Origin of the sequence: Apilactobacillus kunkeei, from assembly GCF_005930975.1 — a bacterium.
Classification (GTDB): domain Bacteria; phylum Bacillota; class Bacilli; order Lactobacillales; family Lactobacillaceae; genus Apilactobacillus; species Apilactobacillus kunkeei_E.
Genome location: NZ_VBSE01000028.1, coordinates 1 through 9273, shown reverse-complemented (window position 1 = coordinate 9273; position 9273 = coordinate 1). Strand labels below are relative to the sequence as shown.

Genomic DNA, 9273 nt, shown 5'->3' with positions numbered 1-9273 from the left:
AGTGCAGAAAGCTCAGCACAAAGCAGTAGTGCAGAAAGCTCAGCACAAAGCAGTAGTGCAGAAAGCTCAGCACAAAGCAGTAGTGCAGAAAGCTCAGCACAAAGTAGCAGTGCGGAAAGTTCAGCACAAAGCAGTAGTGCAGAAAGCTCAGCACAAAGCAGCAGTTCTGTACCTCAAAGCTCTAGCGTGCCATCAAGTCATGGTAACAACGGTGTAAAACCATCCACTGCTGGTAAACATGAGAAGACAATCATTCCTCAACATGACAATAATTCAGATAAATCAAATGCTAATCATGATCGTTTACCACAAACTGGCGATCAAACACATGAAAATGTTCTTGTTGCTATTGGTACCGCACTAATTGCAATGGCATTAGGGTTGGTATTCTTCACATCAAGAAGAAGACGCAAATAATAGTAAAAAGACTCCGCTTAGCGGAGTCTTTTTTATTGCATTAATGACTTTTAAGAAAATAAAAAAACACTCATTATTGAGCGTTTTTTGTTTCTATATTAAAACTAGTCGTTCTTAGTAGTAATGTCTGAACCAAAGTACTTCATTGAAAGCTTCTTCATAGTACCATCTTTACGTAGTTCAGCTAATGCTTGGTTGATCTTCTTAGTTAATGCTTTTGAGTTTTTGTTAAGCATAATTGAAGTTTCAGCAGGTGCTTGTAGTTTTGTTGGAACATCAATTTCTTTTAGCCCCTTAGTTGAGTTGTGCTTAGCAAAGTATTTCCAAGCTGGAACAGAGTTAACAGTACCATCTGCACGTCCTTGTTGAATTAATTGGTAACCAGTTGAGTTATCAGGAGTTGATGATACGTTAGCACCAAATTTCTTAGCAACAACTGCATTATCAGTACCGGCACCATCAACAATGTTCATACCCTTAATGTCTTTAATGCTCATCATTTTACTATCACTCTTAGTGATCAATGTATAGTATGAGTAAGCATATGGTTCAGAGAATGAGTATAACTTTTCTCTTTGAGGAGTAACAGTCATGTTGTTCATAACAGCATCGTATCTGTTACTGCCAAGACCAGCGATTAAGCTATCCCATTTAGTTTGAACAAAGTTAACTTTTAGTCCTAATTTATTAGCAACATCTTTAGCTAAGTCTACTTCGAACCCTTTTAGTTGACCATCTTGTCTGTATGAGTAAGGTGCATATGTACCTTCTAGACCGATGGTTAATTTACCACTGTTAGTTAGTTCTGATTTGTAGTTTTTTGAACTTGAACTGTTACCACATGATGCCAAGATAGCACCAGTACCAAATACGGCTAAAGTAACTGCTAGAGACTTGAATAATTTGTTGAATTTCATAATATTAATCCCCTTAAATATTTTGTAGAGTCATTGCTGCAAGAAAATCTTTGATTCTTTGATCATCTGATTCAAAGAAGTCTTTTGTATCACCATCGAAACCAACTTTACCATCTTCGATGAAGACAATCTTGTCGGCAACACGTTGAGCAAAAGTAAGATTATGAGTAACAATAACTAATGATTGTTTTTCTTTGGCTAAATCTAATAACACTTTTAGAACTTCTAGTTCAATTTCAGGATCCAAGGCGCTGGTTGGTTCATCCAATAGGATGTATTCGGGATGCATTGCTAATGATCTCGCAATTGCAACACGTTGAGCTTGTCCACCTGATAGTTGACTTGGATATGCGTCAGCTTTATCTAGCATTCCGACTTTATCTAATAATTGTTCAGCAATTTCCTTAGCTTCTTCTTTGCTCTTGTTTAGAACTTGTACTTGTCCTTCCATAACGTTCTTTAGAACGGTTAGGTGAGGAAATAGGTTAAAACTTTGAAATACCATACTAGTTTTACGACGAATGTTTAGTATTGTTTTAGAACTTAGTTTCTTGGAGAAATCAATACTTTCATCATTAAAGTCATATTCACCAGTTTCTGGTGTTTCTAACAGATTTAAAGATCTAAGAAGAGTAGATTTACCGGAACCAGATGGTCCGACAATTACAGAAGTTTTGTTCTTAGGAAATTGAAGGGAGATGTTATCTAATGCATGTTGTTTACCAAATGTTTTAGATACGTTTTTTAAGTTAATCATTAACGTACTCCTTTCTAGTTACTTACAGAATAACGAGAAACTCGTTTTTCTAGGTAGCTTTGTAAGATAGTAAGAACACTACAGATGACTGCGTAAATAGCAGCTACCAGAATGTACATGATTAATGGTTGATAGTTTTCAGCAGCAATTTGTTGGCTGACCTCAAACATTTCAACGATAGTAATTGAAGCAGCTAGCGAAGTATCTTTAACCAAACCAATGAATTCATTGGATAAAGGTGGTAATGAAACACGACTAGCTTGTGGCAAGATAATTCTCCATAGTACCTTTCGTTTGGTCATACCTAGTGAGTAGGCTGCTTCCCATTGACCGTCTGGAATTGAAAGGATGGCACCACGGATGGTTTCAGAAGCATAAGCACCAGTATTTAATGAGAAAGTGATAATACCAGCAACTACTGGTGTTAATCTAATCCCATCTGGTAGGATTCCCGCAATTCTTAGGTATGGAAGACCAAAGAATACGATGAATAATTGAACCAATAAAGGTGTACTTCTGAATAGCCATACGTAGAAGTAAAAGAATGCTTTTACAATGTTGAATAGGCCACCACGATGTGAGATTTTAACTAACGCGGTAATAACTGCAATAGTTAAACCAATAATAAATGATACGATTGCAATTGGAATCGTGTAAGCAATACATGCCGAGACCAATTGAGGAGTCGCATCACGAATGATATCCCATGCGCTCATATCTCTTCTCCTTTATTTTTAACTATAATTATGGAAATACGTAATTTAATCCAACCACCATTTTACACTATTTGCATTTAGTTACAAATAATTAGTACACGAATTAATCTAAAATAGTTATGTTTTTGTGGATTTTATAAAACATACACTATTTAATGACTATTTTTGTGGGATTGGAGTGATTAATTTGTTGTTAGGTAAAGTGATACCAGCATCTTTAATTGCTTCCAAATATAATTGAAGGAACTTAAATTGAACATTGAATTTTTCGGTGTCAGTACATGGAATCCATTCCTTCACAGCAATTGTTCCATCACCTAAATCAACAGTACCTAATAATTGTGGTTCATCAATAATTCCCTTAGTGTTAGGGATGTTTTTATCATTCACATCTTTTACGATGTCTATGATTTGTTGAATTGGGCTGTCTGGATTAACACGAATATTAATTTCAGCCTTTAGACGGTCTTTAGACATGTTACAGATATTTGTGATGTATCTGTTGGGTACGAAGTTAAGAGAATCATCGACACCACGAATTTGTGTAGAACGAAGACCAATTTCTGAAACGGTTCCGGTAATTGTGTCTAACACAACGAAATCACCAACATCAATTTGGTGTTCAAACAAGATGAAGAAACCAGTAATGATGTCATTGGCTAATCCCTGAGCACCTAAACCTAAAGCAACTGTAACAAGACCAGCACCAGCTAGAAGAGATCCAACCGGAATACCAATGATGCTTAAAATAGAATATAACCAAAAGAAAATAAGAATGTAGTTGTAGGTGTTAGATGAGATTGACTTTAGTGTTTCCTCACGTTTAGGACCAATCTTCTTTTGTTTTTGTAGATATCTACCAAATAGACGGTTAATGATAATCTGACCAATCAATTTTATGACTAGGAAGAAGATTGAAATTAAAAGAATATCAATGATGGCAAATGTAAGGTTATGAAGCATATCACTCCATTTAAAACTATCCACATATTGCTTTAATATACTTGGATTTTTTGCAGCTAAAATAAACATAATGGTGACTTCCTTTCGTATTTATATATGATAGTAAAAAACGCCCCAAAAAATGGGCGTTGAAACTCTATTTTGAAATATCAGCAATTACCTTATTGTTTGGCAACTTAATACCAGCTGCAGTAATAGCTTCAAGGTAAAGTTGTAAGAATTTGAATTGAACATCAAATCTTGCTTCATCGGTAGTAGGAATAAATTCCTTAACGGCAATAGTGCCATCACCCATATCAACAGTACCTAAAATATCTGGTTCATCAATGATACCTTCAGTTTGAGGGATGTATTTAGCATTAACTTCCTTCATAACGTTAATTACTTGAGTAATTGGGGTATCAGGATTAACTCTAATATCGATATCTGCTTTCATACGTTCCTTAGACATGTTGCAGATATTAGTGATTAATCTGTTAGGAATGTAGTTTAATGAATCATTGTTACCTCTGATTTTAGTGGTTCTAAGGCCAATTTCAGAAACAGTACCAGTAACTTCACCGATGGTAACGTAGTCTCCAATGCTAATTTGTTTTTCAAATAGAATGAAGAAACCATTGATGATATCACTAGCAAGACCTTGTGCACCTAAACCAATGGCAACTGAGAATAGGCCGGCACCAGCAAGGAGTGTTCCAATTGGCACTCCAATAAAAGTTAACACAGAATAAATCCAGAAAAATACTAGAATATACATGTAAGAGTTAACGGATAATGAGTGTAGTGTTTTCAATCTATTTGCTGGAATACCACGCTCTCTTCTGGCATAGTTTCTAAACAGATGATTGATCACGCGTTTACCAATGCTTTTAAGAATTAGGAAAAAGATTGAAATTAAAACGATATCAATAACAATATTTGTTAAGTTATGTAAAATTTCGTCCCAATTAAAGCTTTGAAAATATCTCGCTATGAAACTAGGGTTAGTAGCAACCTTTAGCATACATTTCACTCCTTAAAAAAGTATCACATATAATATCCTACCATCTGCATTAATTAGATGATAGCGAAACAAATCAACTTAATAAAATGTTAACTTATTGCGGCTTATAACGGTGATAGAATGAAATTAATGAAACTTTTATCCATATCATATGTTGCAATTCCGATGATTAGGGATATAAATAAGAACAAGATATTAATTCCAAATTTTTGATGTAATGAAATTTTACGGATAATAATATAGATAAATGTTATAAACGAAACAGCTGCAATTAGGAAAATAATAAAGCCACTAATTAGGCCAAACTTGTACATGTTATAGCATCTCTTTTCAATATATTTAATAAACTAATAATAACACTAATGTTGCATAGATTAACTAATAGAAACTTTATGGGGGAAATAGATTTTGAAATACGAAAAAAAGCGCGAACTTACTAGAAATAAAATTGTTAATGCTTTTATAGAAGTATCGAGGAAAAAGGGAGTTGAAGGTGTCACGGTTAGTGACATTATTAAAAAAGCACAGATTAACAGGAGTACATTTTATCGACACTATACTGATAAGATTGACCTGGAAGAACAGATTGAAGATCAAATTATTGGGGAGATAAAGGCCGCTAATTCTGATTTAAAAGAAACTGATAACAAAGATATCGACTCTGCTGCCAAAAAATTTATTTACAGATTTTTAACTGTTATCGAAAATAATCAACCAGTTTTGGAAGTCATGATTAGTGAGAATGGCGATATTCGATTCCCGATTAAGATGTTGAAGTTTTTTTCAGAAATGGTAGTTTCTACCACTAATGTTTTCGCTCATGATATGAGCAGTAAAGATAAAAAACTATTTTCGGCTTTTAATGCATCAACAGCGTTAGGAATCGTTGTTTTTTGGATTCACCATTTTGATGAGTACGATAAAGACTATGTGTATAACTTTTTAATGACAAGAGAATACTAAAAAACACGCTATGAATTTCATAGCGTGTTTTTTATATAGGGGGATTACTAGCTATTCAGCACTTAAACTTTCAATTGGATCTAGTTTAGCACCCTTGTTAGAAGGTAGGATAGAAGCTAGTAAGTTGATAATGATTGCAACAACAATTCCGAAGATAGCATTGCCAAGAGAAATTTGAATAATTGAGTAATCAATCATACCGTGAACAGCTGAGTTAATACCTAATTGAAGTAGGTAAGAAATAATGACAGCTGAAACAGATGAAAATACACCTAGGAATAATGATTGACTAACGAATAACATTCTAATGTTGCCCTTGGTAGCACCTAGTGCGCGTAAAATACCGATTTCCTTGGTTCTTTCAGCAACACTAATGTATAAAACAACAATAATCATGATTGCTGATACCAATAATGAAATACCTGCAATTGCTGCCAATACGTATACGGCAAGGTTAATGTAAGTGTTTAAAGTTGAAACAATTGCACCGGCACCTTGGATACTGTAAGCTTTTTTACCATTTACTTCAATGGCCTTGATTCTGTTTTGAACAGGATCAACGTTACCTACACCACCCTTAATATTTACATTTAAGAAGTTTGGTTTAATTTGGATTCCGTTGTCAGATAAAGCTTCTTTGACAGTGTCATAGTTAATGATAGTAAGTGGACTTTGTGAATCAATAATCCCTGAAACTTTTAGCTTTTTAGTCACTGGGAATGGAGTTCCGTTCTTCATAGCATTGAATGAAACTTGAATTTCTTTACCGACTAAGGAATTAGGATTGTTCTTATTTAATGACTTTGCAGCAGTAGTGTTAATTAATATTTCTCCATCTTTAGGTGCGGAACCGTGTTTGATGTTAGATTCGTTGATGGTAGCTAAACTAGTCGTCATGTATGAAGATTGAGCGGTTTTGCTACCAAATTTCATTTGAATTCCGGTTGAAGCGTAAGCTTTTTGGACAGACTTAACACCTTTAATAGCTTCTAGTCTCTTAACGTCAGCATCTTTAAATGATGAGTGATCATTTGTGTTTTTATGTGAAACTTGAATGCTGTTGGGATTAACTTGAGAGTAAATTTCATGGTTAATGTATCCTCTAACACCATTACCAAGACCTAGCATGAATACCACTGAGAAAATACCAATTAATCCACCAAATATGATTAAGAAGTTTCGTTTGGAGTTGTATTTGATGTTATCCCATGTCATTTTAACGATTGACTTTAAGGATAGTGATTTGGATTCAAGAGATGGTTCATCACTTTCTGCGTATTTATCACGAAGAGTTCTATCTTCATCAATTCGACCGTCAGTCATGTGGACGATACGAGTACCGTAGTCAGCAACTTTTTGAGAGTGGGTAACAGTTAGGACTAGCTTCCCTTCTTTTGCAATGTTATCCAAGATTTGTAGAATTTCGGTGGTGTTTTCTGGATCCAATGCACCAGTTGGTTCATCAGCGATTAACATTTCAGGGTCCCCAGCTAATGCACGGGCAATAGAAACACGTTGTTTTTGACCACCTGATAATTGATTAGGGTATTTATTGATGTGATCACTTAGTCCCACTTTAGCAAGTAGTTCCTTGGCACGAGCAACCTGTTCTTTTTTAGAAAGAGTAGTCATTTCAAGTGGGACCAACACGTTATCCAGAATTGTTAAATGACTAATTAGATTGAAACTTTGGAAAATAAAACCAATAGTTTTACGACGATATTCGTCTAGTTGTTTATCAGTGTCGTGTTTTAATGAGCTACCATTTAATAAAACGTCACCTTCATATTTACTATCTAATCCACCGATGATGTTCATTAAGGTAGATTTACCACCACCAGATTCACCAAGAATTGATACCATTTCACCTTTTTCAAATGATAAATTAATTCCTTTTAAAACTTTAAATTCATCTTTTCCTAGGTAGTATGATTTTTGAATGTTTTTTAATTCTAAGAATGACATTATTTTCACTCCTTATTTTTTGTTAATTAATTTGTACAGATTATTATATGCGGGATTTTTTTAAAAACAATCATCAAAATGAAAGAAAGTGTTGCATTTTGAGTTAAAAATTATAAAAATGTTATATTTTGTAATATAACTATATCATTCTTGCAACATTTGACGTATATAATTTGCACCAAAGATTCATTAATAGAAACGGGAGTGAGTTATATTGATTAAGTTGAAGTTTAAATCAATATTGATGACAATGGTCGCTTCTCTTGCTTTAACAACGGGGATTGGAGCAATTGAAAGCTATAACACGCATGCCGGCGCAAGTAGTCGAACTGTATATGATTTGTCTGAATGGCAGGGGCGTTTGACTAATAAAAAGGCAAAAAATTTAAGTAAAGAGGTTCCATTTGCTATTCTTAGGGTTCAATATGGATCAAGATACAGTGATAGGACTTTTAAACATAATAAAGCTCTATTAGATAAGTATAATGTTCCATATGGGGTATACTCCTTTAGTAGATATAATTCTTCAGCTTCTGCCGCAAGAGAAGCTCGTGACTTATACCACAGAGCACCTAATGCAAAGTTCTATGTCAATGACTTTGAGGCTGCTTCAATTAGTCGTAGCCGTTCAAATGCTGCCACTGCCAAATGGGTAGATACTTTACGACCACTAGTTGGATCAAGAAAAATTCTATTTTATTCATACCTAAGTTTTATGAAGACTTATGCTTCACGAGCACTAAGTAAGTATGATGGGTATTGGTTAGCGTCTTACACTAAGAATGAACCCTCAATAGCTCATGTATTATGGCAATACACAGATCGCCATTATTCTTCTGCGCTACATAAAAAAGTGGATGCCAGTAAACTACGTGAGCAAAAGTCGTGGTTCTTGGGAACTGTTTCTAAGCAAGTAACTAACAACAATGTTAGTAAAGGAAAAAAAGTTGGTAATAGGAATGGAAATACAGAAATAAAGCCAACTGCTGTTTCCAAGAAAAAGACAGCTAAAGTTATTTCTTTGGCAGCTAAGAAAGCTAGTTCCAAGAAGATTAAGCACCACAAGAAAAAACATGTAAAAAAGCATCACAAGAAAAAACATGTTAAGAAAGTGCATCATAAGAAAAAGCATCACAAAAAGAAACATCATAAGAAGATTCACCACAAGAAAAAACATCATAAGAAAAAAAGATCATAAAAAATACGATAGTCTGTGGACTATCGTATTTTTTGTTTTTAATCAAATAAAAAAAACCTAGTCAAATGGCTAAGTCTTCTTATTATGTGGAATTATAGATAATTATGAATAAAAATATGGAAAAGCAATTTGCTTTATTAGTTAACATTGGGATAAAGCTAACTTGGGATTTCTCCCAACTGCTCCGGCTGGACTCGAACCAGCAACCATCGCATTAACAGTGCGCTATTCTACCATTGAACCACGGAGCAAAAAATGAGGTGAAAAATTATCTTTTTTGATGAGTAGAATTCCACTCAACTGCTCTAACTGGACTCGAACCAGTAACCTTCGCATTAACAGTGCGCCGTTCTACCATTGAACCATAGAGCAAG

At 34.4% G+C, this 9273-nt stretch carries 9 protein-coding genes and 2 tRNA genes; 3 read left to right on the top strand and 8 right to left on the bottom strand.

What is annotated here, in order from left to right; translation table 11 throughout:
• Positions 1 to 417 (top strand): LPXTG cell wall anchor domain-containing protein (locus tag FD688_RS00180; RefSeq protein WP_138741319.1); only part of this gene is annotated, 417 nt, incomplete at its 5' end.
• A 104-nt stretch (positions 418 to 521) separates the two neighbouring features.
• Here the strand turns inward: FD688_RS00180 and FD688_RS00175 are convergent.
• The 5 genes from FD688_RS00175 to FD688_RS00155 form a co-directional block, all read right to left on the bottom strand.
• Entirely contained in the window at positions 522 to 1334 is an 813-nt protein-coding gene (locus tag FD688_RS00175; RefSeq protein WP_138741318.1) for a transporter substrate-binding domain-containing protein, read from the bottom strand.
• 13 nt (positions 1335 to 1347) lie between these two features.
• Positions 1348 to 2091, bottom strand: coding sequence for an amino acid ABC transporter ATP-binding protein (locus FD688_RS00170; RefSeq protein WP_054450817.1), 744 nt, complete (start codon positions 2089 to 2091; stop codon positions 1348 to 1350).
• A 14-nt stretch (positions 2092 to 2105) separates the two neighbouring features.
• A complete protein-coding gene (locus FD688_RS00165) occupies positions 2106 to 2807 on the bottom strand; it encodes an amino acid ABC transporter permease (protein ID WP_034531334.1) in 702 nt (233 codons plus the stop codon).
• 159 nt (positions 2808 to 2966) lie between these two features.
• A complete protein-coding gene (locus FD688_RS00160) occupies positions 2967 to 3839 on the bottom strand; it encodes a mechanosensitive ion channel family protein (protein WP_054450815.1) in 873 nt (290 codons plus the stop codon).
• A gap of 67 nt (positions 3840 to 3906) precedes the next feature.
• On the bottom strand, positions 3907 to 4773 hold the full coding sequence (locus FD688_RS00155; RefSeq protein ID WP_054450814.1) for a mechanosensitive ion channel family protein: 867 nt from the start codon (positions 4771 to 4773) through the stop codon (positions 3907 to 3909).
• 408 nt (positions 4774 to 5181) lie between these two features.
• On the opposite strand from FD688_RS00155, the gene FD688_RS00150 reads away from it, so the two are divergent.
• A complete protein-coding gene (locus FD688_RS00150; protein WP_138741317.1) occupies positions 5182 to 5736 on the top strand; it encodes a TetR/AcrR family transcriptional regulator in 555 nt (184 codons plus the stop codon).
• A gap of 51 nt (positions 5737 to 5787) precedes the next feature.
• Here the strand turns inward: FD688_RS00150 and FD688_RS00145 are convergent, their stop codons facing one another.
• Positions 5788 to 7701 carry an ATP-binding cassette domain-containing protein gene (locus FD688_RS00145; RefSeq protein ID WP_138741316.1) on the bottom strand — a complete coding sequence of 638 codons (1914 nt, stop codon included), beginning with the start codon at positions 7699 to 7701 and terminating at the stop codon, positions 5788 to 5790.
• Positions 7702 to 7915: 214 nt separating this feature from the next.
• On the opposite strand from FD688_RS00145, the gene FD688_RS00140 reads away from it, so the two are divergent.
• On the top strand, positions 7916 to 8899 hold the full coding sequence (locus FD688_RS00140) for a GH25 family lysozyme (protein WP_138741315.1): 984 nt from the start codon (positions 7916 to 7918) through the stop codon (positions 8897 to 8899).
• Positions 8900 to 9078: 179 nt separating this feature from the next.
• On the opposite strand, the gene FD688_RS00135 is transcribed toward FD688_RS00140, so the two are convergent.
• Together FD688_RS00135 and FD688_RS00130 are read right to left on the bottom strand one after the other, a co-directional pair.
• Positions 9079 to 9150, bottom strand: a tRNA-Asn gene (locus tag FD688_RS00135).
• Positions 9151 to 9199: 49 nt separating this feature from the next.
• Positions 9200 to 9271: transfer RNA gene (locus tag FD688_RS00130), tRNA-Asn, on the bottom strand.
• Between the last annotated feature and the right edge of the window lie 2 nt (positions 9272 to 9273).